The sequence below is a fragment of the Haloarcula vallismortis ATCC 29715 genome, from assembly GCF_000337775.1.
Classification (GTDB): domain Archaea; phylum Halobacteriota; class Halobacteria; order Halobacteriales; family Haloarculaceae; genus Haloarcula; species Haloarcula vallismortis.
In genome coordinates, this window is record NZ_AOLQ01000004.1 from 233,552 (window position 1) to 255,580 (window position 22,029).

General features: G+C 52.9%; 27 protein-coding genes and 8 tRNA genes. 21 read left to right on the forward strand and 14 right to left on the reverse strand.

Translation table 11 applies throughout. From position 1 onward, the window contains the following. Window positions 1-58 precede the first annotated feature (58 nt). The 3 genes from C437_RS01435 to C437_RS01445 form a co-directional block, all read right to left on the reverse strand. Entirely contained in the window at window positions 59-703 is a 645-nt protein-coding gene (locus C437_RS01435) for a bacterio-opsin activator domain-containing protein (protein ID WP_004515106.1), read from the reverse strand. 230 nt (window positions 704-933) lie between these two features. Continuing rightward, window positions 934-3,366, reverse strand: a complete 2,433-nt coding sequence (locus tag C437_RS01440) for a methyl-accepting chemotaxis protein (protein WP_004515107.1) — start codon at window positions 3,364-3,366, stop codon at window positions 934-936. Window positions 3,367-3,372: 6 nt separating this feature from the next. After that, on the reverse strand, window positions 3,373-4,392 hold the full coding sequence (locus tag C437_RS01445) for a glycine betaine ABC transporter substrate-binding protein (RefSeq protein ID WP_241431621.1): 1,020 nt from the start codon (window positions 4,390-4,392) through the stop codon (window positions 3,373-3,375). A gap of 326 nt (window positions 4,393-4,718) precedes the next feature. Between C437_RS01445 and C437_RS01450 the strand changes: the two genes are divergently transcribed. The 5 genes from C437_RS01450 to C437_RS01470 all read left to right on the forward strand — a co-directional run bounded on the left by C437_RS01450 (window position 4,719) and on the right by C437_RS01470 (window position 8,235). Continuing rightward, the gene (locus tag C437_RS01450) at window positions 4,719-5,213 is read left to right on the forward strand and encodes a hypothetical protein (protein ID WP_004515109.1); all 495 of its coding nucleotides are present in this window, start codon (window positions 4,719-4,721) and stop codon (window positions 5,211-5,213) included. A 2-nt stretch (window positions 5,214-5,215) separates the two neighbouring features. Continuing rightward, a complete protein-coding gene (locus C437_RS01455; protein WP_004515110.1) occupies window positions 5,216-6,187 on the forward strand; it encodes a tyrosine-type recombinase/integrase in 972 nt (323 codons plus the stop codon). Window positions 6,188-6,331: 144 nt separating this feature from the next. Further along, entirely contained in the window at window positions 6,332-7,024 is a 693-nt protein-coding gene (locus tag C437_RS01460; protein ID WP_004515111.1) for a metallophosphoesterase family protein, read from the forward strand. A gap of 52 nt (window positions 7,025-7,076) precedes the next feature. Then, window positions 7,077-7,277, forward strand: coding sequence for a hypothetical protein (locus C437_RS01465; RefSeq protein ID WP_004515112.1), 201 nt, complete (start codon window positions 7,077-7,079; stop codon window positions 7,275-7,277). Window positions 7,278-7,323: 46 nt separating this feature from the next. Further along, window positions 7,324-8,235 carry a DUF6610 family protein gene (locus C437_RS01470; protein ID WP_074654865.1) on the forward strand — a complete coding sequence of 304 codons (912 nt, stop codon included), beginning with the start codon at window positions 7,324-7,326 and terminating at the stop codon, window positions 8,233-8,235. 220 nt (window positions 8,236-8,455) lie between these two features. Here C437_RS01470 and C437_RS21270 read toward each other — a convergent pair whose 3' ends face one another. Beyond that, entirely contained in the window at window positions 8,456-8,611 is a 156-nt protein-coding gene (locus C437_RS21270) for a DUF7837 family putative zinc-binding protein (protein ID WP_449271425.1), read from the reverse strand. Between the two features lie 227 nt (window positions 8,612-8,838). Between C437_RS21270 and C437_RS01475 the strand changes: the two genes are divergently transcribed. After that, the gene (locus C437_RS01475) at window positions 8,839-9,114 is read left to right on the forward strand and encodes a hypothetical protein (RefSeq protein ID WP_004515115.1); all 276 of its coding nucleotides are present in this window, start codon (window positions 8,839-8,841) and stop codon (window positions 9,112-9,114) included. Window positions 9,115-9,128: 14 nt separating this feature from the next. Here the strand turns inward: C437_RS01475 and C437_RS01480 are convergent, their stop codons facing one another. Further along, the gene (locus C437_RS01480) at window positions 9,129-10,145 is read right to left on the reverse strand and encodes a hypothetical protein (RefSeq protein ID WP_004515116.1); all 1,017 of its coding nucleotides are present in this window, start codon (window positions 10,143-10,145) and stop codon (window positions 9,129-9,131) included. A 147-nt stretch (window positions 10,146-10,292) separates the two neighbouring features. On the opposite strand from C437_RS01480, the gene C437_RS01485 reads away from it, so the two are divergent. Together C437_RS01485 and C437_RS01490 are read left to right on the forward strand one after the other, a co-directional pair. Then, window positions 10,293-11,366, forward strand: coding sequence for a PDDEXK family nuclease (locus tag C437_RS01485; protein ID WP_004515117.1), 1,074 nt, complete (start codon window positions 10,293-10,295; stop codon window positions 11,364-11,366). Further along, window positions 11,363-12,070: a BsaWI family type II restriction enzyme gene (locus C437_RS01490; protein ID WP_004515118.1), complete on the forward strand. Its 708-nt coding sequence runs from the start codon at window positions 11,363-11,365 to the stop codon at window positions 12,068-12,070. Before C437_RS01485 ends, C437_RS01490 begins: the two co-directional genes overlap by 4 nt. Here the strand turns inward: C437_RS01490 and C437_RS01495 are convergent. Both C437_RS01495 and C437_RS01500 read right to left on the reverse strand, forming a co-directional pair. Then, entirely contained in the window at window positions 12,063-12,695 is a 633-nt protein-coding gene (locus tag C437_RS01495; protein WP_004515119.1) for a DNA cytosine methyltransferase, read from the reverse strand. The two genes, C437_RS01490 and C437_RS01495, sit on opposite strands and share 8 nt — an antisense overlap. A 53-nt stretch (window positions 12,696-12,748) precedes the next feature. Next, a complete protein-coding gene (locus C437_RS01500) occupies window positions 12,749-14,107 on the reverse strand; it encodes a DNA cytosine methyltransferase (RefSeq protein ID WP_004515120.1) in 1,359 nt (452 codons plus the stop codon). Window positions 14,108-14,223: 116 nt separating this feature from the next. On the opposite strand from C437_RS01500, the gene C437_RS01505 reads away from it, so the two are divergent. The 4 genes from C437_RS01505 to C437_RS01520 are packed head-to-tail and all read left to right on the forward strand — an operon-like array spanning window position 14,224 to window position 15,982. Then, window positions 14,224-14,478, forward strand: coding sequence for a helix-turn-helix domain-containing protein (locus tag C437_RS01505; RefSeq protein ID WP_004515121.1), 255 nt, complete (start codon window positions 14,224-14,226; stop codon window positions 14,476-14,478). Beyond that, complete coding sequence (locus C437_RS01510; RefSeq protein ID WP_004515122.1) at window positions 14,475-15,269, forward strand: HhH-GPD family protein; 795 nt, start codon at window positions 14,475-14,477, stop codon at window positions 15,267-15,269. The genes C437_RS01505 and C437_RS01510 overlap by 4 nt, the downstream gene beginning before the upstream one ends. Before the next feature lie 2 nt (window positions 15,270-15,271). Then, a complete protein-coding gene (locus C437_RS01515; protein WP_004515123.1) occupies window positions 15,272-15,721 on the forward strand; it encodes a hypothetical protein in 450 nt (149 codons plus the stop codon). Window positions 15,722-15,745: 24 nt separating this feature from the next. Next, window positions 15,746-15,982 (forward strand): MarR family transcriptional regulator, encoded by a 237-nt coding sequence (locus tag C437_RS01520; protein WP_004515124.1) that lies wholly within the window; start codon window positions 15,746-15,748, stop codon window positions 15,980-15,982. 5 nt (window positions 15,983-15,987) lie between these two features. Here the strand turns inward: C437_RS01520 and C437_RS01525 are convergent, their stop codons facing one another. Together C437_RS01525 and C437_RS01530 are read right to left on the reverse strand one after the other, a co-directional pair. After that, window positions 15,988-16,356, reverse strand: a complete 369-nt coding sequence (locus tag C437_RS01525; RefSeq protein ID WP_004515125.1) for a hypothetical protein — start codon at window positions 16,354-16,356, stop codon at window positions 15,988-15,990. 64 nt (window positions 16,357-16,420) lie between these two features. Continuing rightward, the gene (locus C437_RS01530) at window positions 16,421-17,014 is read right to left on the reverse strand and encodes a DUF6884 domain-containing protein (protein ID WP_004515126.1); all 594 of its coding nucleotides are present in this window, start codon (window positions 17,012-17,014) and stop codon (window positions 16,421-16,423) included. A 249-nt stretch (window positions 17,015-17,263) separates the two neighbouring features. On the opposite strand from C437_RS01530, the gene C437_RS01535 reads away from it, so the two are divergent. After that, the gene (locus tag C437_RS01535; protein ID WP_139175279.1) at window positions 17,264-17,761 is read left to right on the forward strand and encodes a hypothetical protein; all 498 of its coding nucleotides are present in this window, start codon (window positions 17,264-17,266) and stop codon (window positions 17,759-17,761) included. Window positions 17,762-18,277: 516 nt separating this feature from the next. Here C437_RS01535 and C437_RS01545 read toward each other — a convergent pair. The 5 genes from C437_RS01545 to C437_RS20285 form a co-directional block, all read right to left on the reverse strand. Beyond that, window positions 18,278-18,637, reverse strand: coding sequence for a hypothetical protein (locus C437_RS01545; protein ID WP_004515128.1), 360 nt, complete (start codon window positions 18,635-18,637; stop codon window positions 18,278-18,280). Then, the gene (locus C437_RS01550; protein ID WP_004515129.1) at window positions 18,621-18,974 is read right to left on the reverse strand and encodes a hypothetical protein; all 354 of its coding nucleotides are present in this window, start codon (window positions 18,972-18,974) and stop codon (window positions 18,621-18,623) included. Before C437_RS01550 ends, C437_RS01545 begins: the two co-directional genes overlap by 17 nt. Next, complete coding sequence (locus C437_RS20015; protein WP_139175281.1) at window positions 18,974-19,180, reverse strand: hypothetical protein; 207 nt, start codon at window positions 19,178-19,180, stop codon at window positions 18,974-18,976. Before C437_RS20015 ends, C437_RS01550 begins: the two co-directional genes overlap by 1 nt. Window positions 19,181-19,449: 269 nt before the next feature. After that, window positions 19,450-20,028, reverse strand: a complete 579-nt coding sequence (locus C437_RS01555) for a hypothetical protein (protein WP_004515130.1) — start codon at window positions 20,026-20,028, stop codon at window positions 19,450-19,452. After that, window positions 20,025-20,177, reverse strand: coding sequence for a hypothetical protein (locus tag C437_RS20285; protein WP_160163003.1), 153 nt, complete (start codon window positions 20,175-20,177; stop codon window positions 20,025-20,027). Before C437_RS20285 ends, C437_RS01555 begins: the two co-directional genes overlap by 4 nt. Before the next feature lie 436 nt (window positions 20,178-20,613). Between C437_RS20285 and C437_RS01560 the strand changes: the two genes are divergently transcribed. The 8 genes from C437_RS01560 to C437_RS01595 all read left to right on the forward strand — a co-directional run bounded on the left by C437_RS01560 (window position 20,614) and on the right by C437_RS01595 (window position 21,967). Beyond that, window positions 20,614-20,689, forward strand: a tRNA-Tyr gene (locus C437_RS01560). 317 nt (window positions 20,690-21,006) lie between these two features. Beyond that, a tRNA-Phe gene (locus C437_RS01565) sits at window positions 21,007-21,081 on the forward strand. Window positions 21,082-21,094: 13 nt separating this feature from the next. Then, a tRNA-Asp gene (locus C437_RS01570) sits at window positions 21,095-21,171 on the forward strand. A gap of 109 nt (window positions 21,172-21,280) precedes the next feature. Beyond that, window positions 21,281-21,356: transfer RNA gene (locus tag C437_RS01575), tRNA-Trp, on the forward strand. Window positions 21,357-21,619: 263 nt separating this feature from the next. Further along, a tRNA-Arg gene (locus C437_RS01580) sits at window positions 21,620-21,695 on the forward strand. A gap of 3 nt (window positions 21,696-21,698) precedes the next feature. After that, a tRNA-Arg gene (locus C437_RS01585) sits at window positions 21,699-21,772 on the forward strand. 16 nt (window positions 21,773-21,788) lie between these two features. Further along, a tRNA-Ala gene (locus C437_RS01590) sits at window positions 21,789-21,862 on the forward strand. 11 nt (window positions 21,863-21,873) lie between these two features. Further along, window positions 21,874-21,967: transfer RNA gene (locus C437_RS01595), tRNA-Lys, on the forward strand. The last annotated feature ends 62 nt before the right edge of the window (window positions 21,968-22,029 follow it).

Below are 22,029 nucleotides of genomic sequence, written 5' to 3' on the forward strand. Positions count from 1 at the left end.
AGCAGTTTATAAGAGGTTGAGATATCGCCGAAACAGCCGCTCGCTGGCTAGTTTGCTGTCACTGTTCGGAGCTGGCAATCGTGTGGTCGATCAACTGGTCCGTCCCACGGCGGAGGCGCTCCGAGATTGCGGACGTGGTCGCGTCGAGTTCCGCTGAAAGGTCCGTCAGGTCTGCCCCGCGGGGGACGGTGAAATATCCCAGCCGGTGGGCTGCCAGCAGCGCCTCTCGCTGTGGCGCGCTGAGTCCGTAGTCCTCGCCGCCGTGCTCCGTCTCACAGAGCCGGTGCGGGCGGAACGTGACACTGCGTGACTGACAGGCGTCCCGGAACGCTTCGAGGTCCGCTCGGTTGGCGAACTGCGTGCTCACCTTCCACCCGTGTTCGGTCACGAGCGCACCCATCGGATACGTCTGCCGGTCGACGAGCTGGGTGTACATCTCGACGTAGTCCGTATCGAGGATGACCCGGTACCGGGACTCGACGATAGCCGAGTCCATGGCGACGAACTCAACGACTGACTCGTCGCCAAGCAACGCTGATTCGAGGGCGTCCGGGTCGACACCTGTCGCGGAGAACACGAGCGCCGGTTCCGCAGTCGTTCCGGGGACGACGGTATCCACGATTAGTCGGGTGTCCAGTTCGGCAGCGACCGCACACAGCGGCATATCCGCGGACTGCAACTCGAATTCACAGATGACGCTCATATCTGTTGCTCGGCCGACCAAAATAAAGGCGTACTGGGGATTCTCACGCACCGAAACCGACCGGCGGCATCGGAGTCACTCGGCGAACAGCTATGACGGGACGGACTGCGACTACATCACTAACTGTATCGGGCCGTGTCGCGCGTTGTGGTGGCTACACGTAGCGAAACGGCAGAGAAAAGTGCATACTGGACCGCTTCGAGCGCCAGCCGTGTTCACGCTGTTGTCGATCAGTGGTCCCGGGAGTGTTCGCCCTCGTCGACACTGACCTCAAACTCCGACAGTAGCGTCTTGAGCTGCTCTGCCTGTCCGTTCAGCGATTTGATGCTGTCGTTGATCTCCGACATCGAGGCCGCCTGCTCTTCTGCAGCGGCGGACACGCTCTGGACTTCATCGGCAGTGGATTCGCTGAGGTCAGCGACTTCCTCGGTCATCGACACCGCCTCTTCAGTGCTGGCGGCCTGGTCATCAGTGGTGTCGCTGATCCCCTGAACGCCGGCGTCTGTTTTGTCGGCGTACTCCGATACTTCTGTGAACGCCGCCATGACCTCTTCGACCGCGTCGATGCCTGCCTCCATCGATTCCTCAGCTACTCTGGCTTCGTTGACAGTTGTCTCCGTCTGTGACTGGACATCGGTAATGAGCTGCTCTATTTCGGTCGCCGATGCCTGCGTTTCCCCGGCGAGTTCCTTGACCTCGTCGGCCACGACGGCAAACCCGTCGCCGTCTTTGTCGGCACGTGCAGCTTCGATGTTCGCGTTCAGCGCGAGCATATTCGTCTGCTCGGCGATGTCAGCGATCAGCTCAACGATGGTGCTGATCTCTGCCATTTGCTCGTCCAACTGTTCGACGTTCTCGACAGTTGTGTCGATAGCTTCCTGTACCCTGCGCGAACTTTCGAGCGCGACTCTGGCCGTGTCCTCGCCTTCTCGGGCGACATCAGCGGTCTGATTCGAGTGTTCTGCAACCGAGTCAGCGGACGCGGCTACCTCTTCGATGGCTGCCGAAAGGTCAGTCATCTCTCCCGAGACCGTGTCCAGCATATCGCGTTGCTCGTCGGCGGCAGCCGCGATCTCCTGCACCGATTCGCTGACCTCGCCACTCGCACGCTCGGCGTCAGCCGCCCCGACTTCGGCCTCCTCGCTGGCGGCTGTGACGGTATCCGCGAACTCCTGAATGTCGACGATAGTGCGCTCCCACTGTGCGAGCATATCGTTGAACGACGACGCGATAGCCGCCATCGCCTCGTTGTCGGTCTCGCTTTCGGGGAGACGACGGGTCAGGTCGCCGTCCGCGCACGCTTCCATCACGTCGCTGTATATCTCTGCTTGCTGTTCCAGTTCCGCCGCCAGCGTCTCAGCCTCTTCCTTTGCCTGCTCGGCGCGGGCACGCTCTTCCTCCGCTTCTTGCTGGGCGTCTGTTGCTTGCTCACGGGCAGCCTCAGCTTCGTCGATGTTCGAGACGAGTGCATCGCGCATACTCCCGATTGACGTGAACAACTGCCCGATTTCGTCTCGCCGAGAGCTCGAAACGCTGACATCGTACTCTCCCTGCTCGATGGCAGTGGCGGCCGCAGAGAGCTGTTGCACGGACGTCGCCGTGTTCCGGCCAATCGTTCCACCGACGACGACAACACCACCGAGCGCGAGCAGAATGAACGCCAGGATATCAGTCCGAATCTGCTCGCTCAGCGCGAACGCGTTCGCCGCGGGTGTGTGTTTGATAACGACCCAGTTTGTGCCGGGGATGGTCGCGTACGCGGCGACGTGTTCGGTGTCGAGCAGTTCTTCCTTTGTCGGCGAACTAGTGAAGGTGCCCTGCTCCGTCGCTGTGCTAATCTCTGGGATGGCAGACTGCGACGCGTTCGGGATGTACGGCTGCCCGACAGCATCGGTACCAGCGTCTGAGAACAGGACTTCAGTCGAACTCGACGTCGGACGAACGACCTGTGTGAACGTGCCATCGATACCAGTGCTGAACTGCTTGCTCAGGTCGGTAGCGTCGTACTCGACTACAAGTACGTGTGTGAAGTCGGCGGCGACACTCATCGAACTGACCACTCGTTTGCCGTTCGCGTTCGTGTACGGGTTCGATGAGACTACTGTGTCCCGACCGATAGACCGAGTGCGGTCCACCCACGGATGGCTGTCCGATGTGACGCGCGTTCCGCGGAGCGTGTCGTCAGTGCTCGCCACAATCCTTGCCTCCCCTGCTGTGCCGACCGTGGGATCTGCAAGGTGGACGGCAGCGACGCGGTCGGACTGCAGTTCATCTGCGGCGAGCCTTTCGGTGTAGGCCTGCTGATCTCCGCGAGTCGCGTTGAAACCGAGCAACGGATTGTTTGACGCAACCAGCACCGGCCGCTCGTTGCGCTCAACCCACTCGTTCAACAGGCCGGCTTCGGCGTTGACCTCCTGTACGAGCTGTTGTGCTGTGTCGTCTTCGAGTGTGGCAGTTGCGTTCCCCTGTACCCAGAACCCGCCGGCCGCGATGAGTACCACAATCACGAGCAATGCAACAGCGAACTTGACGAGGTACGACCGAACTGGCAGTAGCGCAATGGCTTTCGCTCGCTCCAGCCCTGTCGTGTCCGAGGCCGTTGGCTCTGTCGGGTCCGCTGATTCGTCGCCACCGTTGCCTGAATGTGCTGTAGATTCGTCCATACTGATTCAGATGAAGCCGTTGGCCTTGAGGTGGTCAACAACCGCCTGCTGGCTGCCGACCTCGGTTGCATGGCTGTTCAGCTCTTGCATCGTCTTCGCGTCAGGAATGGCATCCGGCATCTTGTTCAGTGCCGACACCACGGCGTCCGTTGCGACATCCTCGTGAACAACACCGACCGGGTGGAAAAACGGCCAGAAGTTCCGGTCGTCATCGAGGTACACGATGTCTTCGACGGTTGTGAGCCACGCGCTGGTGCTGTACCCAAAGCTGAGGTCAGCATACCCTTCGTCGACAGCCGTGCCAGCTGCCTGCGCTGACGCCGCCTCGATGAACTCCTGTTCTGCCTCCCAGCGCTCCACGTGTTCGGCCTCAAATCCGTAGTACTTAACTAAGGCATCGAAGCCGTCGCTACGAGTCCTGAATCCGTCGCCAAACGCAGGTCTAATATCGTAGTTCCCGTCGTTGACGTAGCCGGCAAGGTCACTGATTGTCTCGATACCGGTTCCTTCGATAGCGTCCTCGCGGATAAATACGGCCCACGTGTTCTGCCACTCTGCGCGGTCGAGAATCCGAATTGGGTGTTCTGATTCCATCTCAGATTTCAACGCTTCGTACTGCTCGTCAGGTGTCTCGAAGTCGGCTTCGTCGTGACTGGGTGGGTGCGTAGCCCACAGTGACCCCATGTAGTCGTAGTACGCGTGGATGTCGCCGGCCTGATACGCCTCGGCGTGTGCAGCGTTCCCGCCGAAGCCGGTTTCATCCACGAGACTCGCACTCGTGTTGCTGGCGAGCAATTCGTACGCGATGTACCCGAGGTTTAACTGCTCCGTGTAGCCTTTCGAACTGACAACGACTGACAATGAACCGTCGGCGGACCCGGCGGCTCCGGCCCCGCTCTCAGCTGTACTCGATTCTGTGTCTCCGCCGCTCGAGCAACCAACTAGTGTGGCGGTTCCACCAGTCGCGAGCATTCCGAGCAACCGTCGCCGGCTTCCGGTCCACGGCTGCCGTCTTTCATCTACCATTGCTCAACCTGTAGCTAATGAGAGTCAAAAAGCCGTTGCCGAGAGTATCAACAGTGATACTAGAACAGTACAATCGTGTACAATTTAGAGTCTAGCTATCGGCAGTGTCCACAGAGGGCCTCTCTACAGAGGTGGCATCACAATGACTGACGTGCTAAATACTGTTCATGTCCGTTGAAATTGAGATGTTGGAACACACTCGACGAACCGTCGTCAGCTACAGCTACCAGTTGGGGAAAGCCTCGGCACTCATAAGGTATCGAGTTGACACCAATAATAAAAGAATTGACACGCAAACACTGGTAGAGGTGAAGAGGTGTTGTTGAATGACGGATAGCCCCGGCTATGCTACTCGTGCGGAAGACACGGCAGAAGTCAAGATATACCCTCCAGAAGAGGTAGCCGACGAGTGGCGTCAAGAGGCCGAAGAGCACAACAGAAGCCTATCTAAACACTTGCAAAAGCTGATATATGAAGCCCGAAGTTTCAAAGAACACGGACTAATCGGTACGGGAGAGACCAGTCAGAAACGCGTTCAGGAACTGGAGGAAAAAGTCGCCCGGTTAGAGAAACGGCTACAGCAGAAGGAATCCGAGTCTACTGACGCGGTCACGTTCAACCCTGAAACCCTGAAGCAGGAGGTATTGACAGGGCAGTACCAGGAATTGGAGGACATTCTCAGAAACATAGTCGAGTCAGGTATCCTCGACGACGCACTGCGGCAGCCTGTAGAGAATCAGCTGTATTTCTTGGCTGCTGAAGATGAGGTGGAGTACGAGCGTGGCTGGGGCTGGAAACTGAAGCAGGGAGGTGACGAGTAGCGATGCCGAAGAAGCAGAAGCACGAGGTCCTGATGGACGGAGATACGTGGGATGAGAAAGTGTTCAAGAACGAGCACGACATCATCAACCGCTGGTTGGAGAGCAAGGACTCGGTTGACACCTCTCGGCGTACCTTGAACTCGTACAGCAGGACGGCAGCAGTGTTCTTCCACGAGAAGTTTCCGGAGATCTCGCCGGAAGAAGTGTACGTGGAGCACGTGGAACAGTATCTCCGGGAGTTGGATGAACGCGGTGTAGCTCAGAATACGAAGAGGCGGTACGTAGAGTCGTTGTCCAGTTTCTACGACTGGGCCTCGAAACGCCGGTCGACGGATATCTCCTATAACCCGGCAGGCGTCGTCTTAGAGCAATTGGATAAGGTGAAGCGGGAGCGTCCGGAGACCGCTACCTGGGAGAACGGGAAGAAGATTATCCAGGAGATCCCGGACCCTCGTGACAAGACCTGTGCTATCCTGATGGCGAAAACCGGTGTCCGTACGAAGGAGGCGTTGACCGTGACCGAGGAGGACCTGATGCTGGATGATGGTTTCATCCGGTTCACGGATCGGAAAGGAGGTACGACTACGAAGAACCCGGTCGACGATGAAACAGTCAGAGCCGTCAGGCGTCTTCAAGCGGTCAGCAGCGATGACAGCGAGTACCTGTTTACCGCGATTCACGGAGGCCGAGTCAAGAGAGAAAGGATTAGAAGGGAGGTTCGACGTGGAGCTGTCCGTGCCGGAGTCATGGAAGACGAAAACGAGCAGAGATGGCATCACAAATTTACTCCACACTACTACAGGACGATCTTCACGTCCTTGATGCGGAACAGCGAGCCTGGATTGAAGGATCACTGGGTCGGCTACCTCCGTGGAGACAGTGACCAGAGTATCAAAGACCTCTACACCCGGACGCCTCACGAGAAAATCAGGAAACGGTACCTGGAGACCATCAAACCCTTGAACCTGTACTGAACGGAGGTGAGAATCAGAATTGGGAGAACACAGAATTGAACCGGTGAAGAACAGGGACGGCGACGTTGTCGGCGCTCCTGTTTTCCTGTCACCGGAGGAAATAGAGGAGCTTGAAAAGACTGGGAGTGTAGAAATCACACAGGGATGAAGCTCGGCGTTATCTCGGATATCCACGCGAATCTACCTGCCTTGGAATCTGTCCTGAGTGATATGCCCGAGAGTGTGGACCAACTGGTCTGTCTCGGTGACGTGGTCGGGTACAATGCCTCTCCTGCGGAGTGTGTCGACCTCGTCCGTGAGGAATGTGACGTGGTGCTTCAGGGAAACCACGACAGGAACGTAGAGAACCCGGAGACTTACAGCAGTAATAGGCAGGCAGAGGCCGGGCTTCAGTACGCGAAAGAAGAACTGGGTGACGAGCAGGTCCAGTACCTGTTGGAGCGTCCTGAACGCGAAGACGTAGGTGATTTCTTGGCGGTTCATAGCCACCCTGAAACCATGGATGAGTACGTCTTCCCCAGTGATTTCCCGGAGATGAGGACGTATCTTGACAGCTACGACGGGGTTTTCCTCGGGCATACTCACGTCCAGCACGAGGCAGTTATCGACGACAAATTGGTTTTGAATCCGGGTAGTGTCGGTCAGCCTCGGGACGGTACAGCTGCGAGGTACGCAGTGGTGGATACCGAGTCCTTGGAGACTGAACTGTGTTCGACCGGCTACGATATCCAAGAGGCTGTTGAAGCGGTCAAGGATGCTGGTTTGCCGGATGCAACGGCTGAAAGACTTGTACCGGAGCAGCAGGGTAGCCGTCGATCCCGGAACCCGTGGCGATAACCCGGGGTAAGTGGAGCAAATTGTTTATCGCAGTATCTGGTTTATTGTATGTATGAGTGATGGAGAGGCTTTGGAGGAACTGGCGGCAGCGATGTACCATTTGCAGATGGCGGAGGCGGAAGCAGAGACAGAATCAATCCAGAATATGCTGAAGAACTCGCTGGATGATTTGGATATGCAGGCTCAGGAAATCCTGATGATTCTTGGCGAGAAGGAGTACCAGTCCGGAGAAATCCACGACGGGTCAAGCTGAAAAAGACCGGTTCCCACCTTTTGATACCTGAAAAGGTGGTCCGTAGATCGACGTCGACGAAGCACAGCAACTCTCCTACGCAGCAGTATCATTCAGACACCCTTTCAGCACCGAGGCATACGAACTCGGGTTCGCACCCGGCGTCAGAGAAGACTACACGTACCAGGCAGACGACCTGCCGAACGTTGATTTACCGGTTGTATTCCTTGACAACGATTTCCACGACCCGGATCTGGACAGGTTCCTGGAAAAGTTCAACGAGTACGATCCATCAGTGGCCGTCCTTGGGGATGCCTACACAGAAAGTGAAGCACGGGAGTTGAATCAGGCCGCTTGTGAGATACTGGAGGAGCAGCCCTACAAGCATCCAGTGGTGGTACCGAAATGTAGAGAGGCATTCGATGTGCTTGACAGCGAAGTCATCAAAGGCTACCCGAACGGTTACTCAGAACTGAAGCCCGAAGACTACAGCAATATCTCAGACTGGCGCGGCGAACCTGTACACATACTCGGAGGCAGCCCCGAGTTGCAGTGGGAGGAAATTCAGAAGCTGACGCAGCCCAATCTTGCTGGAGACCCTCCTGCTGATATACGTGGGGTTGACTGGAACGGGTTCCAGAAGATCGCTTACCTCGGAGAGTACTGGAGTCCGGATGGTTGGCAGGAAGCTGACCACCTCAGCATCCGTGAAACAGTCAGGAAGAGCTTGGAGGAGATCAAGAAGTACTGGCAGGAAAAGAATGTGTGGCCGGAGACCGTGCCACAGGATATCTACGGTGACGCCGTCGAGGAGCCGGACGAGTACCTGTGGATGGATGACGGCGGCGACCCAATTACTGGAAGAGAAGAACTGGAGAAGGCCTACATCGGAGAATATGAGGAGAAAGGGAAGCTGGCGTTTAAGAGCGAAGCGGAGAAGAAATTCATCGAGTACCGAGAGGACCTGACCTTGGTATAGCAGAGGTCTGTCCCACTGACTCCGGAGTTAAGATACTCTTCACTCAACAATAGTCCATCCGCTGAGTACTAAGTTCAGAACTCATACCTAGCGATATCCTCGAACCCACAGCTGGGGCACTTGTCGGCGGCCTTATCGAGAATTGTTCCGCAGCGCCTGCATTCGTATAATTCGCTGTCTGAAGGTCTGAGAAACTGTTTAACGTCTGCCAGCAACGAACTCATTCTGGGTGGACTACTTCGCTGCAGGCGGGGCACTCTGTCCACACCTCCTCTTCACCTGTCCGGGTTTCGTACCGGATGAGGATATGGTGCGGAAGTATCTCTTCATGGCAGGACGGACAGACTCCGAGCGGTGAAGGTTCCTGAGCAGCCATACTTGTTTTTCTGGAAGAGGGGGAACAGAGGGGTTCGGGGGAGCGTGTGACATTGAGCGCCTCCGATAACGCCCTCTAACAAGGCCTGAATACTGGCTACCACATATAACTCAGGCAACCACAGTGGAAGTAAAGTGGAATTTGCTCTTAGTGATAGAGTAACGAATAATTGCCCAGAGTGCTTAGGAACGACGCCAATGCCGGGTCACGAACCTCGTCAGAAATATATGATCAAGGCCGAACTCGCTGCCGAAGTAGCAGACATGGTCGGCATTGAGTCCTATGACCCGGAAAGGGAAGCACATGGCCCAGCGGATTTTCGTCGGGAGGAGATCGAGCAGATCTACGAAACGATCACTGGTGAAAACGGAGAGGAGCTATCTCAACGAGAAATGAACAACCTGATGATGCGAGAATTAGGTTCAGATCTCCACTCAAAATATCCCTTCGACCTTTCTCGAAAAGACCTCAAGGTTATCCACAAAGCTCTCTCCGGAGACTGAACGGGCGGGCAGATCTATATTTGACTCTGGAAGTTCCCGACAAAATCAGAGTAATCGGTTAGATCTATTTCTCCAAAGTCTACACTCTTGAACTCTGATTTCGGTATCATAAGTGTTTGAGTCCGTCCACCGGTCATTCCTGGGCCGCCGCCCTGAATTTGCCAAGCTGAAGCTCTAACTACATCAGATAACTGGATGGAGTGCCAATCCACAAACTCACGGTTGAATACGTGGAGTTCATCTGCTTCCTCCACCTCTCGGACGATGTAGATTGGATCAAGGCCCTTCGTCAATGCCACACGTAGCATCACGATTAGCCGACTTACGTCCAGCCCGAATAGCTCAGTAGCATCTTGGTACGCTGTCTTTTCCTTGATCTCATAGGGAACGATCTCCGAACCACTGACCAAGAGGCCATCAACGTCGAAATAGGTCCCCGTGAAGCTGTATACGTTCTTCAGATGATGGGAAAAGAAATGCTCCTTGTAGAACATCTCTTTCAGCACATCATCAGAGAAGTCAGACACAGCCTCAGTAAACTCATCTATGTAGTCTCCATCATCTTCAGTACTCCTTCCCCGCGTTCTCCACGCCTCGGTTTCGTCCTCAATATCCACCTGCTCCAGCTCTCCACTATCGAAGTTGTAAGAGCGCCACTCCCACTCTAACTCATGTTCAGGCGGAGTATCTCCTGACCCTCCTCGAAAACTACTCAGGCCTGATTGATCGCTCTCCACTACTGACGGGAAAATAACAGTTGTACCAGCGCTCTCCATCAGCTTTGTGGCCTCAACTTGTGCAGTTGATAGAGTATCTTCCTCCGCTGCATCCAGAATGAATGTGTAGATATTTTCCCACGGTTGGAACTCATCGTTCTCAGGCTTCGGCTGGAACAGCATTACCTCTGAGATCGGCTCGATATCAGTTGCTTCGAGCCTGTTAAGGAAGCGAGCTTCAGCAATCATTCCTACTGCCTTCTGCTGCGCCCAGTAAGTGTGGAGGTACTCGAGATATTCCGTTCGTTCCGTCATAATCGACAGAAGTCGCGCCCGATCCGAAAGAGGAGATTACAAGATACACACTATATACACACAATCTTCTGTATCCTATCTCGTGTGTAAAGAGTGTTTAAGATGTAATCTGTTCTCTTTGCGGTTTAATGAGTCACTTTCGGACAGATGGCAGATTATTCCGGAGACCCCTCCGAGTTCAAGGTGTATTGGTTTGCCCGCGATCTCGTTGCCTCCAGCTATGGTAGTTACGCTACTAAGGAAACACAGACTCTGAAGCAGCTTTCCTCCCGACTGGGTAATGAACTCGAAGGAGAAGGCCTGTTGAACGAAACAGACCTTGAAACGCAGAAACAGCAGATCAGAGACACAATCACCGGCTCCGTCAACAAAACATACGGTGGCGATATCTCGAAGCGCTATAGACAGACCGAGGACCTAGCAGAAAGAATACTGCGAAGAATTGAAGAAGAGGATGATATCCGTGAATTTCGAATAGCGATTGACGCTGTCGTTCGTACCAGCGAAATTCTGGATACAGCTCCAAGCTTTGGAAAACAGGAAATCATCCGTATAGTGAACGAAACCCTCGAAACGGATAGAGGAGATCTTGATCCTTCAAAGGCCTATGATGCACTGTACAACGTCGATTTTGAGGGAGAAGCTTATCAGCTCGGAGCTCAACGAGAACCCCTGATCGACTATGTCTATGAGGAAATGGCAGAACTTCGAGATAGCCCGCACATCGAGCAAAGAGAAGTAGCCAGAATAATCTCTGGGATAGTTCAAGAGTACGAACGTAGAGCCGGTCAGAGCCGGGCCTCTACAGCCGGGAATGTTCTCGAAACCGGTCTCCAGCATATCTTCAATCAATTCCAGATTCCTGCTACTGGAGACCCTGCGCACTTCGGAGACCTTGAAATCGACAACATGGTCGACGGTCCGGAAGGCAGCATCGGGTTCTCCTGCAAACGAACCCTCCGCGAACGTTTCCGCCAGAGCCTTTCGAGAGAGGCGGAGATTGGAGTGGATGAAGTCTGGTTTGTCTCTCTATTGATGGCTGACGTCTCCAAGGAGAAACTGCAGGACATCAGCAACGATGGAAGCAGGATCTACGTCCCACGGGACTCCTTCGTCTGGAACCGATACAACAACGACGACGGTCTTTCCTACACGCTTCGGCCTGCTGACCAGTTTATCGAGGACGTGGTCGAGTTCACAGGGGTTTCAGCCGATCTATGAATGGAGATGTAAAATCTCGGATTGAGCGATACACCTACTGGGATATCTTCGAGGACGACGTTAACCGCAGAACCGACCGTGAAATCCTCACAGATATAGAGGGCCTGATGACCAACGTAGTCGACGAGGTTACAGAACGGGCACGAGAGAATGGAAAAGATGTCTCACAGGTCCGTTCCAACGTTGCTGGGAATTACTTCCAGGCACTGGTCTCATACGCTACAGCCGACGTTGCAGCTGAAAATGGGCTAAGACTCCTTCACAGCAAAAAGCTTGAGTCGACAGAACTAGCGGATGCAGTTCCCATAATCGGTGGAGAAGATGAGACTATCCTATCGCCCGACTCTGATATAGTCTACTACGATCCGGATGGAGGACCTATCTTCATTATCTCGTGTAAGACAAGTTTCCGTGAAAGAATGGCTCAGAGCGGTATGTGGAAGCTGATGTTTGAGGTCGCCACGCATTCCTGTACTGATCCTGATTGCCCTACGCACAACTATTCTTTCTCAGGAGAGTTTGAACGGGATATCTACATGGGATTCGGTACGGTTGATTTCTACGACGACGTCGAATCCAAAGATATTGTAGAACTATTCGACTTCGGATATGCGCCTACAGTAGATGAAGGAACTTCTGGAGTAGCCTATCCCATGGAACGACTGATAGACCACATCGAGGACGAATGGAGCAGCTTTAGATAACTCCGCCCCACTGCTTTGCCATGGCTTCTGCTACACCTGGGAAGAACCTGCTTCTTTCTTTACTTCTTTCTTCGCTGGGGGGCATCCTGTGTACTCTTGCTTCTCTTTTGTCTTCATCCTCGATTACATCTGTAGGTTCGAGTTTGGGAAGATTCTTCAACCATAGACATATCCCTTTTTTCTCGGGTTCTCCGAACTGCCATGGCTGAATGGTTTGTCTCTGTTCCTCAGGGTAGTCTTCAATGCCTGCTACCTTCTTCCCCCATTTGTGCATAACAGGGTTTTCTACCGCTATATGCGGTATTTTTTCACAATTCAGTAATTTTCTGAAGAACACTCCGCCTTCAACCATATCCTGCCATCTTTCCTCTTTCTCATACAACCATCTTACCCCTGAATTACTGAGATAGGTACATGGTGGATGTGCAATCATCAAATCAAACTCTTCGCCTCTCTCCTCTAACAGTTCCAAGACATCTCCCTGAATATGATACTCGCTATTTTTTTCGGTCTCCTCCAGATCACAGCTTACAGCATCAAACCCTTCGTTTCTGAAAGCGTCTCTCACTATTCCTGAAAATTCGCAGGCAACCAGCACTTTACCGCTATTGCTTTCTGCAGCCATATTTGTTTATCTTGAAATTTATTTTTAAATTATTTATTCTAAAACAGAGGGAGTCAATCTGCCTCCTGCGGTTCCTCTTCTTGGATAGGCTGATTGAAGATCTCCGTCCGAATAGCAGTGCCGAGAGCTTGAGCCAGTAACGGCGGAACGGCGTTACCCACCTGTTTGAAGGCGTGAGTGCGTGAGACGGGGAACTCGAATGTGTCCTTGAACGATTGCAGCCGTGCTGCCTCTCGAACCGTGATTGAACGGGCCTCATTCGGATGGATGAACATATGCCCGTCCTTGTAGAGATGTGCCACAATCGTGGTGGACGGTTCCTTCGGGTTCTGCTTTTTCAGTTTATCCGGGAAGATATCAGTCCGGTAGGGCTGGTGCTCCTCTGGGATATCTCCAATGATATACGAGGTCCCTTCTCCAAGAAGTTTGTAGAGAGTCAGGTCACGCATATTATGGCCACGGCACTCGTGGTTCAAGAGATCTTGTTCCTCCCAGTCCTGTTCCTCGTCGAGATCTCTTGCCCAGTACTGGTACTCTGAAACTGGACCTATTTCATATTCTTCTGCTTTGGTTGGCGGTGTCTCACCCTTGGGGGAGACAGGAGGGAGGTCGAAGATACCATCAGCCACAGTGTTCCAGGGCTCTTTATTCCGCTTGTTCTTGCGGAAAGTGGGAAACTCTTCTTCTTCACGGTTGTCGACGAAACCGTCGAGTGTGTGCTGATCTTCTTCGGAGCGCTTGGAGGGATCTTTCTTGTACTTGATTTTCTTCTCTTCCTCATTCTTGGGAGGCCGGTGTGTCTCCCACTGCTCCATATCCGGGTTTTCCGCACCTAATCGGTTTCCAATAAAGAACAGCCGACTCCGGTGTTGGGGTACGCCGTAGTTCGCGGAGTCCAAAAGCTGGACCTTGACATTATAGTCTAGGTCAAGATCCATATCTGCGACCTCTCTTTCGCCACGCATTTGTTCCTTGATGGTGTCGACGACAGGTTTGCCGTCCTCGTTTTCTGCGGAGAGCATACCCTCGACGTTTTCCATCAGGAAGGCCTTTGGCTGATAGTGGTCGACGAATCGAAGAAACTCCTCGTAAAGGAGGTGACGTTCGTCACTCTGGTTATCGCGTCCTTCAAGTGAATTGATCTTGCTGCGGCCGACAAGTGAGAAAGTTGGGCAGGGTGGTCCACCTGCGACGAGGTCCAGTTCGCCTTCCTCTAAGCCGAGGTCTGGTGGCTCTTCTTCACGGATGTCGCCCACCGTCATTTCGCATTCATGGTTTGCATCGTAGGTGGGCTTCGTATTCTCTTCGTGGTCAATTCCCCAGAGAACTTCGAACCCGGCGTCGTGGAGGCCTTGAGATAGGCCGCCGGCCCCGCAGAAGAGGTCGATAGCTGTGAGACGTTCCTCGGTCATCTGTTCAGACGAATGTAGCGGCGGTCGTTTAAAGTTCCTATTCGGGGCATGTGCTTATATTGTGTGTATATTGTAACCAACTTAAATACTTCGCTACGGCAAATTCCCTGTACTGAATGGACGTCGAGGAATATTCGTGGGTGAAAGCCAGCGAGTACCGTGAGAATCTTCTGCTCGCGCTCGAGGATAAACCTCGTACGCCGAAAGAGCTGTCAGAGATGACTGACTACTACCTGAGCCACGTCAGCAATGTTCTCTCAGATCTGGACGATCACGGCCTCGCAGAATGCATAACACCCGACCGGAAGAAAGGCCGTCTATGGAAAGTGACCGAAAAAGGCGAAGAAATAATTGAGGACCTGAAACGGTGACCGAGCAATCATCCCTACCATTTGGAAAGACTGACGTCACCAGCGAAGAACTCAAACAGCTAATTGATACAGAAGAGGCCATCATACAGGCAAAAAAAGGAGGAGTAAAAGATACAGAGCAGCAGATCAGCGATTTTATCAACTGTATTCCTAACCTCTTGAACTGGCTTGAAGACCATGGGCGAAGGTATCCGTGGAGGGAAACAGAGGATCCGTGGAAAGTCTACTTAGCTGAGATTCTCCTCCAGCGAACACGAGGAGATGCCGTTGAGAAAATATACTCGGACGTAATTCAACAGTTTCCGACCCCAGAAGCTCTGAATCAGGCCTCAGAAGAAGAGATTAGGGAAGTCGTTCACTCTCTCGGCTTTGTGAATCACAGACAGAGAACGCTAGAAGAGGTCGGGAGAATTTTCACCCAAGAGTTCAATGGAGAAATCCCGAACTCCATCGAGGATTTGAAGAAACCATGGCGAGTGGGTGACTACTCTGCGAGGGCTACCCAGCTATTTGCAAGGGGAGAACCCATGGCCTTGGTCGATTCCAACTTCGCCAGAGTAATCGGCAGAGTTCTTGGATATGAAATGCCACAGCAACCTCACAAGAGCGATGACGTGTATGCACTGCTGGATGCGCTCACACCAACTGATTCAGATATTACACGGAGTTTCAATTTAGCCGTTCTCGATCTCGGAGCTCTCGTATGCACGCCTGACAGCCCAAATTGTGAATCGTGCCCTATTAGCGCTGCCTGCCACTACTACCGGTTAACAAGGATGGAGGGCGACTAAATATGGCATACTTTTGGCTGAATCAGAAAGGAACTGATGGAAGCAACTACCATGATGAGGTCGGAGAGGTCTACCACTACAGAGGGAACACGCCTGGAGCAAACCAGCTTTCCGAGGGTGACAAATTCATCTACTACCGTCCCGGTGATTATGTGATATTCGGAGCGGGAGAGATAGATCATATTGAGCGAAAAGAACGAGACCTTGACTCTGAATCGGGGGTTGCTGTGGATTACTTCGCGCACATCACCAACTACCAGCCTTTTGAACCGCCGATAAGGCTCAAAGGTGTGAACGAGAGTGCCTTGAAGAACAAGATCTCCTTCCTCAAGGATAAACCGGGGCTAACGGGAGTTCCACAACATAGCATACACCAGATATCCAAAGAGGATTTTAAGGCAATTATTGAGGCAGGAGAGAAAGAGGTCGGCCCAACTGGGGCAAGAGAATAACCTTCTCGGAGACAATATTGATTTATGGGGCAATACGATGTCGCCAAGGTGATTCTCGAGTCTGATGGCGGTCTGGAAAAGTCACAACTTATCCGCCAGATAGACCTTTCCAAGAGTGCCGTCGAAGCGAGTATTCATGACCTCTTGGAGAAAGATTACATCACCGAATCAGAGGACGGGCGACTAATCTGGAATCCAGATATTTCTGAAGAGAAGATAGATAATATCCGTCCACGTTCGCTTAGTGAGCTGGATTTCTGAAGGTATTAGTCCTGTGCTGGCTGTTGTTTTAGTTCCTCGAGGATTGCCCATTCAAGCCCGGCAGCGAGAGATAGTGCAGTGTAGTCGTACCAGAACTCGAAGTCCTGACCTTCGTCGAGGTACTGCATGATGTGGTCGTTAGCTGCGCCGTTGTAGAACTCATCAGTGTAGGCCTCTTCCAGTTCCTGAAGCTCTTTGAGAATATCGCTGGTCGTGTGTTTCATAAGATAGGACTCATGGGTGAGGCTGTGGACTATATCCTCTACGGATTTTTCACTGTTTTCGGCTTTCTTCTTTGCGAGCGCAGCGAACTCTTCCACTTTCTCTTCCATCGAGTCCGCGGTCATCACCGGCTCCCATTCGTCGTTGTACATCGTTGACTCAGTATTGACAGGCCGCCACTTTGTATCTTCGTGTGAACCGCTGAACTGTAGACAGTCAGAACGAGTCCAGTGCGGCTTGGTCTTCGAAACCTGGCAACTCGTAAGGCATCACGAGTTCTCCGTGTTCGATGGCATCTCCGAGGTACTGTTGCTGCTTCCCGATACCCGAGGTTTGCTCGAACGGGAAGTAGGTCTCTGGTTCGGCTTCGTTGAGTAGGCCGCGTAGTGTTCTGCCGTCGCTGGCCTCCGCATCTAGGTACTTCTTCCCGATAAGAACGTAGACCTCGTCGTCGTGGCTCCAGTCGTGCCACGTGTTCAGGTTGTCTTCGACCACGTCCAGCCATTTGTCGTTGTCTACGTCTTCTATGGTGGCGTCGTACTCCCAGATGGTCGTTTCGTTGTGTATCAACCCGAATTTAGCAGATACGATGTACCACTCGTCGCTGAACTCATCGGCAAACCGTTTCTTCTTGTCAAAGTACCCGGAGCTGTAGACATCTCTCGCCGGGGTAATCCCGGTCGCATCCTTCTGTTTTCCGCAGCCGACCAAGACGTACGTCGTGTTCTCGAACTCGGAGAGGCTGCCTTGGTTCTCAAGGTCAAGGTCTTGATAACAAGAACTGCAGTAGGTTGCATCCTCGAAACCCATCTGAGAGAACTGGAGACTGTCACAGCTGTCGCAGAAGGCTTCAGAAATCGTGTCGACGTGACGGATATCATCCCGGTCGATTACTCGTTCCGTGTCGCTGTGCTGGTCTCTGTAGTGCCGGAGGAACTCTTCCCGTTGCCGGTGTTTCCGGTCTAGTTGTTCGAGAAAGTAGCCGGTGAAGTCGAAGAACCCAGGGTACGTGAATTGGCTGTTCCGGGCGTTTTCCAGTGCTTCTTCTAAGTGCTCGCTTTGACGCTTGTACCATTCCTGTACGGCTTCATCAGGTTGCTGTACCTCGTTGAAATCTTCAAGCGTCTCCTCGATTCACGAATCACCTGTCTATTCTTCCAGCAAGTCCTCTACTTTCCAGAATCCAAGGGTTTCACCGGCTTCTTCGTCGTAATAGGCGACAGCTTTCACACCTTCGTCCTCCCGAGTATACAGCAGGTCGTACCGTTCACCTTCTTCCAGTTCGATGGAGAAATACGGCATCGTGCTGCCACGGATTTCGTGGCCGTAGTCGTCAGCCTGGTCTTCGATGATCTCCTCTACGGATTCTACAGGCAGGTTTCTAGGGAAGATGTAGGTGTCGTCAAGGAGTTTGATGCTGCCGCCAAGCGGTTCGTTCAGGTTTTCGTCGTGTTCTGGCTGTGTTATCAGGAATCACCTTCTTCTCCGATGTATTCTAGGAACAGCATCCCGTCCGTCTTCAGCTCGTGTTCCTCAGCAAGGCCGAACTCGTTGTAATTGAACGTCTCCGAAACAACGTGCCATCCGTTCGGAGTCTCCTGCTGCATCAAAATCTCAGTGTGTTCCGTGAGCTGATCGACGAACTCGGTTTTCTCCTCGTCGGTAACGTCGTCGAGATCCCAGATAAAGTACGTCTCGTCACGGCAGCCGGTTTCTGCAACTCACTCTTCCAGTGACTGTCGACCCGCTTGAACTTCCTCGTGGATTCTTCGTGGCCGTTGAAACGGTGCTGAAGCCAGTCATCCATCGTGCCTCGGAAGTTGAAGTGGGCGTCCATCACGTTCCGAGCATTCACGCTGATGTACAGGCGGAACTTCTCTGGACCATAATTCAAGCACGATGACCGGAGCTTGTCGACTTTCCGCTGGATGTCTTTCTCGTCCTTGACTACCTCTCGGAAAACGATTTCATCGGAGTTATTGAGTGATGGGTTCTCTTTCGTCCGTGCAATCGCCATTAACAGGTAGACGCGGTTTTCTCCAAACTCACAGAACTCCTGAAGCTGCTCTATGTCTACGATTCCGTATCACCATCCTCTACAGAATTGCGGAGTGTTTCCAGTATGTCTTTGTGCTGCCAGCAGATACCGAATCCTACTGATTCCGTCAGCAGAGGACCTATCATCGCATCGTACTCTCCTGTGAGCAGAACCTTGAGCCGTTCCCAGAAGCTGAGTCCGAAAGTTACTGTGAACTTCGCGTCTTTGTCATCCAGTGCCTGTGGATCTCCGGTATCAATGAGCAACTGGAAAAAATCAGCAAAAGCCTCGGTGTTCTCGGTGTCCCTGTGGGCTTCGACAAATTCCTCGGGGTCGCCCTGATCTGGGAACTCTTGTTCGATTAGTTCAATGGAATCTCTACTCAGAGCTATCACCTTCCAGTATTTCAGACACGGGCTGTAGATCGGCTTCCTCCCGCGCCCGATCTACGTTCTCTAAACTGGTTGAAGGCCCAGCAGAGAGGAAGACCGCTTTCTTTGCCTCGAAATACAGATCTTCTGGGATCTCGTAGTCATCAAGGACGTCTTCAATCAGTTCTTCCTGCCTGTCCTCGTGCAGATAATGCCGAAGATACGTTGGAGGATTATCTCTGACGGCGTCTCCCGGATCCAAACTGCTGTAGTCCAGACCGGGAATCGCCTCCTCGTAGAGCGTGTCAAGGATTTCAAAGTAGGCGTCCTCCCATTCATCCTGCACATCATCAAGATTCACTACAGCTCGTCACCTCTCCGGGGTATGTAGTAGGGTTCGTTGCTGTCGAATTTCTCTACTCGCTCCAGTTCGACGTCTTCCTCGACGTACTCGTCAATCACTTCCTCAGCTGCTTCCAACGTGATCGCCCCACTCCGTCCGCCTAACTGATCAGGACTGGTACGGTACAGGCAGTCGAGGCAAGGCCCGAATCCGTACTTGTTCATGATTCCAGCGCGGCTGCTCCACGGACCTTTCAGAGTCACTTCTTCACCGTCAACGGTTTCGATGTCGTAGTGGCGTCCTCCGAACCCGTCCTGCTGGCCGCCATCCCAGGCAAAGAACTGTACGTAACCGGATTCGTGTTCTGCGTACCAGAGTCCGAGGTCTTCTGAGCCTTGGAATTGGAGGTCGCTGGTGTCCGGGAGATCGTCGACGTAGACAATGAGTCGTGGGTCGTTCCCGAAGTCTTCCTTCCAGTCGATCTCAGCGTCTTCTATCTCGATTGTGTATCACCTTCTTCCGGAGGTCTGGCAATTTCGCCAGTTCCCTTTTTGCTATCGTGAATGAGATCGCCTAACGGAGTGTAGACTTTGAACTGATGTCCTTCAAAGTACCTGTGCTCCTTCCCAGCTTCTACAGCTTGGTTTTCAGAATCATACTTCCCTGTCCAGTTGCAGTCCTCGTTCCTGCAAACAGTCTCGAAAGGCCCGAGTTCCAACTGTGCATCCAGAGGATCATCATTATGATCTATTCTTGGAGCGATAGCTGCGACAGTATTCGTGTTGTTCTCTGATGCAGAGAAGAGTACAGGAACATCGTTTCCTACCTCTATCATAACTGCACTTTGCCCGGCAGCTTCGAGGTATTCTACTATCTTTCTGAGGAAGGCCACAGAGATGACAGACTTGTTGAGTTCATTGTTCTTTTTGAAGTAAGATAGGTTAATTGAGTCGCAGGGATCGTAGTTCAGTTCGTTCAATTCTTTCAGAAGATCGTTGTTGTCGGTGACTACTTTGTGGATTTCAGCTACGTCTTCAGCCCATTGTCCTGATGTAATTTTTTCCTCACTCACTCGCCTACCACCTTTGAGTATTCTCGGTCAATCCACGTACGGATCTGATTGGTCATATCACGGTTTTTCTCTTCAGCGATTTCTCGGAGCTTGTCTTTGTAGTCTTCTCCGAGGTCAGCATTTAGATAGCTGTCTGATTCATTAGACATAATGACATATTCTTGAAACTATCTTTAAATGTGTTTTCCCAAGAACCCTTCCGCCGTACCTGGATAAGATATAAAAAAGACAGTTCCCTACTACACCCTATGAAATCAGCAGCTACCGCGCACATACTACAGCCGCAGACAGTGGCATTGCCCGTCGAGCGGAGAGAAAGCGGTAGCTGGATCGGCAAAGAACTCCCGGCACATCCCGGGAAGGCCGATCACTACTCCTTCTCGCAATAACTTTTCCAACACCGCCAAAAAACCGGCGTGAGGAAGCGGAAAACACCGTTTCCAACAACGCGGGGTCAAAGCGGTTCCATTGTAGGTGCCCACCACAAAACAACATTTCCTCTTCGTATCTTCGTGTGGGGTCCGCTGAAAACCGCCTGGAGAAGTGGCGACACAAACTGCGGTAGCCAATCCCTCAAACATCATTCCCTGCTTAGTTCAGCTTGGTCCGGAACACCCGCCTGTAGAGCGGGATGCCCCTGGTTCAAATCCAGGAGCAGGGACTACACGGTCCAACTGGTGGGAACTGCTGAAGCTGGCTGAGGCAGCGGTCTGCTACACCGTGCAGATGAAAAATACTGCTCTGGGTTCGATTCCCAGTCCCACCGACCCACTGTACAGGTGGCTCAAACCCTACCGGTGAGGGGACCGGTCTTGAAAACCGGTGAGCACTGCGTCTCTTGTCGGTTCGAGTCCGACAGCCACCGCTAAACAACGATCATGGTGGAGCAGGCCTCACAGGAGCGGGCGCGGAGCTGGAAACTCCGTAGACACCAGTTCTTTGCGAGTTCGACTCTCGCCTCCACCGCTAACCAAACATGGAGGAGTAGCTCAGTTTGGGCAGAGCGCTTCACTGAAGATGAAGACGTCCCCGGTTCAAATCCGGGTTCCTCCACTTCTACTGTATTGCCGAGATGGTCTCAGCCTGTATCTAAGATGGCGGACTGTCTATCCGCAGACCCGGGTTAAAATCCCGGTCTCGGCGCTTCACACTTATCTGGTGGAGATGGGGTAGTTCAGCTAACCTAAGACCTTGTGGCGGTCTTGCCGTGGGTGCAAATCCCACTCTCCGCCCTCTCACGTCTACGGATACAGGGGTTGTAGCCAAGCCCGGTTAAAGGCAGCTGATTCCAGACCAGCGACTTGAAGGTTCGAATCCTTCCAACCCCATCTACGGAAGCAAGGTAGAAAAGGACGGCAAGGGAACACGGGCAAGCACTAAACCCTGTGGCAATCAGGAGAGGAAGCTTGCCTGGAGCAGGCGAATAAAGCACACAGCCCCACCGACTATTCCAACGAAGAAGCGATTAGAGACGGCTGTGTGACGAAGCACTGCTCCGTTAACTCACCCAGGAGCTGAAAAGTGGCAGTAAGCTCTCAACCGAGCGGTCCTCCTTCTACCTTCCTTCCCTCTCTCCTTCTTTTCTTGTTCTGGGACTGTAGCTCAGCTGGATTCAGAGCAAGCGATTTCTAATCGCTCGGCCGGCGGTTCGAGTCCGTCCAGTCCCGACTGGGAGTGTAGCTCAATTCGGAAGAGCAGACGCCTTCGAAGCGTTCGGTTGCAGGTTCAAATCCTGCCACTCTCGCTTCTCCTACAGTACAGGGCCGGTAGCTCAATATAGAAGAGCGTTCCTCTTGCAAAGGAAAGGCTCTGGGTTCTAATCCCAGCCGGTCCACTTCTCTTACGGGGCGAGTAGCTCAGTCTGGTTTAGCAGCAGCCGGCTTTTACCGTTTCTAAGGAAGATACCGGCAGGTCGTGGGTTCAAATCCCTCCTCGCCCATTCTCCTCGGTATCGGATAGGAGCGTGGTCTAATGGTGACGACAACTCCTTTACACGGAGTA

What these genes read in the sequence shown, in the direction of transcription:
- C437_RS01525 (WP_004515125.1), bottom strand. Translation starts at nt 16,356, where the DNA reads ATGTACAACGACGAATGGGAGCCGGTGATGACCGCGGACTCGATGGAA.
- C437_RS01485 (WP_004515117.1), top strand. Translation starts at nt 10,293, where the DNA reads ATGGCAGATTATTCCGGAGACCCCTCCGAGTTCAAGGTGTATTGGTTT.
- C437_RS21270 (WP_449271425.1), bottom strand. Translation starts at nt 8,611, where the DNA reads ATGGCTGCTCAGGAACCTTCACCGCTCGGAGTCTGTCCGTCCTGCCAT.
- C437_RS01440 (WP_004515107.1), bottom strand. Translation starts at nt 3,366, where the DNA reads ATGGACGAATCTACAGCACATTCAGGCAACGGTGGCGACGAATCAGCG.
- C437_RS01450 (WP_004515109.1), top strand. Translation starts at nt 4,719, where the DNA reads ATGACGGATAGCCCCGGCTATGCTACTCGTGCGGAAGACACGGCAGAA.
- C437_RS01455 (WP_004515110.1), top strand. Translation starts at nt 5,216, where the DNA reads ATGCCGAAGAAGCAGAAGCACGAGGTCCTGATGGACGGAGATACGTGG.
- C437_RS01475 (WP_004515115.1), top strand. Translation starts at nt 8,839, where the DNA reads ATGATCAAGGCCGAACTCGCTGCCGAAGTAGCAGACATGGTCGGCATT.
- C437_RS01495 (WP_004515119.1), bottom strand. Translation starts at nt 12,695, where the DNA reads ATGGCTGCAGAAAGCAATAGCGGTAAAGTGCTGGTTGCCTGCGAATTT.
- C437_RS20015 (WP_139175281.1), bottom strand. Translation starts at nt 19,180, where the DNA reads ATGAACAAGTACGGATTCGGGCCTTGCCTCGACTGCCTGTACCGTACC.
- C437_RS01515 (WP_004515123.1), top strand. Translation starts at nt 15,272, where the DNA reads ATGGCATACTTTTGGCTGAATCAGAAAGGAACTGATGGAAGCAACTAC.
- C437_RS01490 (WP_004515118.1), top strand. Translation starts at nt 11,363, where the DNA reads ATGAATGGAGATGTAAAATCTCGGATTGAGCGATACACCTACTGGGAT.
- C437_RS01465 (WP_004515112.1), top strand. Translation starts at nt 7,077, where the DNA reads ATGAGTGATGGAGAGGCTTTGGAGGAACTGGCGGCAGCGATGTACCAT.
- C437_RS01435 (WP_004515106.1), bottom strand. Translation starts at nt 703, where the DNA reads ATGAGCGTCATCTGTGAATTCGAGTTGCAGTCCGCGGATATGCCGCTG.
- C437_RS20285 (WP_160163003.1), bottom strand. Translation starts at nt 20,177, where the DNA reads ATGTCTAATGAATCAGACAGCTATCTAAATGCTGACCTCGGAGAAGAC.
- C437_RS01520 (WP_004515124.1), top strand. Translation starts at nt 15,746, where the DNA reads ATGGGGCAATACGATGTCGCCAAGGTGATTCTCGAGTCTGATGGCGGT.
- C437_RS01505 (WP_004515121.1), top strand. Translation starts at nt 14,224, where the DNA reads ATGGACGTCGAGGAATATTCGTGGGTGAAAGCCAGCGAGTACCGTGAG.
- C437_RS01480 (WP_004515116.1), bottom strand. Translation starts at nt 10,145, where the DNA reads ATGACGGAACGAACGGAATATCTCGAGTACCTCCACACTTACTGGGCG.
- C437_RS01460 (WP_004515111.1), top strand. Translation starts at nt 6,332, where the DNA reads ATGAAGCTCGGCGTTATCTCGGATATCCACGCGAATCTACCTGCCTTG.
- C437_RS01445 (WP_241431621.1), bottom strand. Translation starts at nt 4,392, where the DNA reads ATGGTAGATGAAAGACGGCAGCCGTGGACCGGAAGCCGGCGACGGTTG.
- C437_RS01500 (WP_004515120.1), bottom strand. Translation starts at nt 14,107, where the DNA reads ATGACCGAGGAACGTCTCACAGCTATCGACCTCTTCTGCGGGGCCGGC.
- C437_RS01530 (WP_004515126.1), bottom strand. Translation starts at nt 17,014, where the DNA reads ATGGGTTTCGAGGATGCAACCTACTGCAGTTCTTGTTATCAAGACCTT.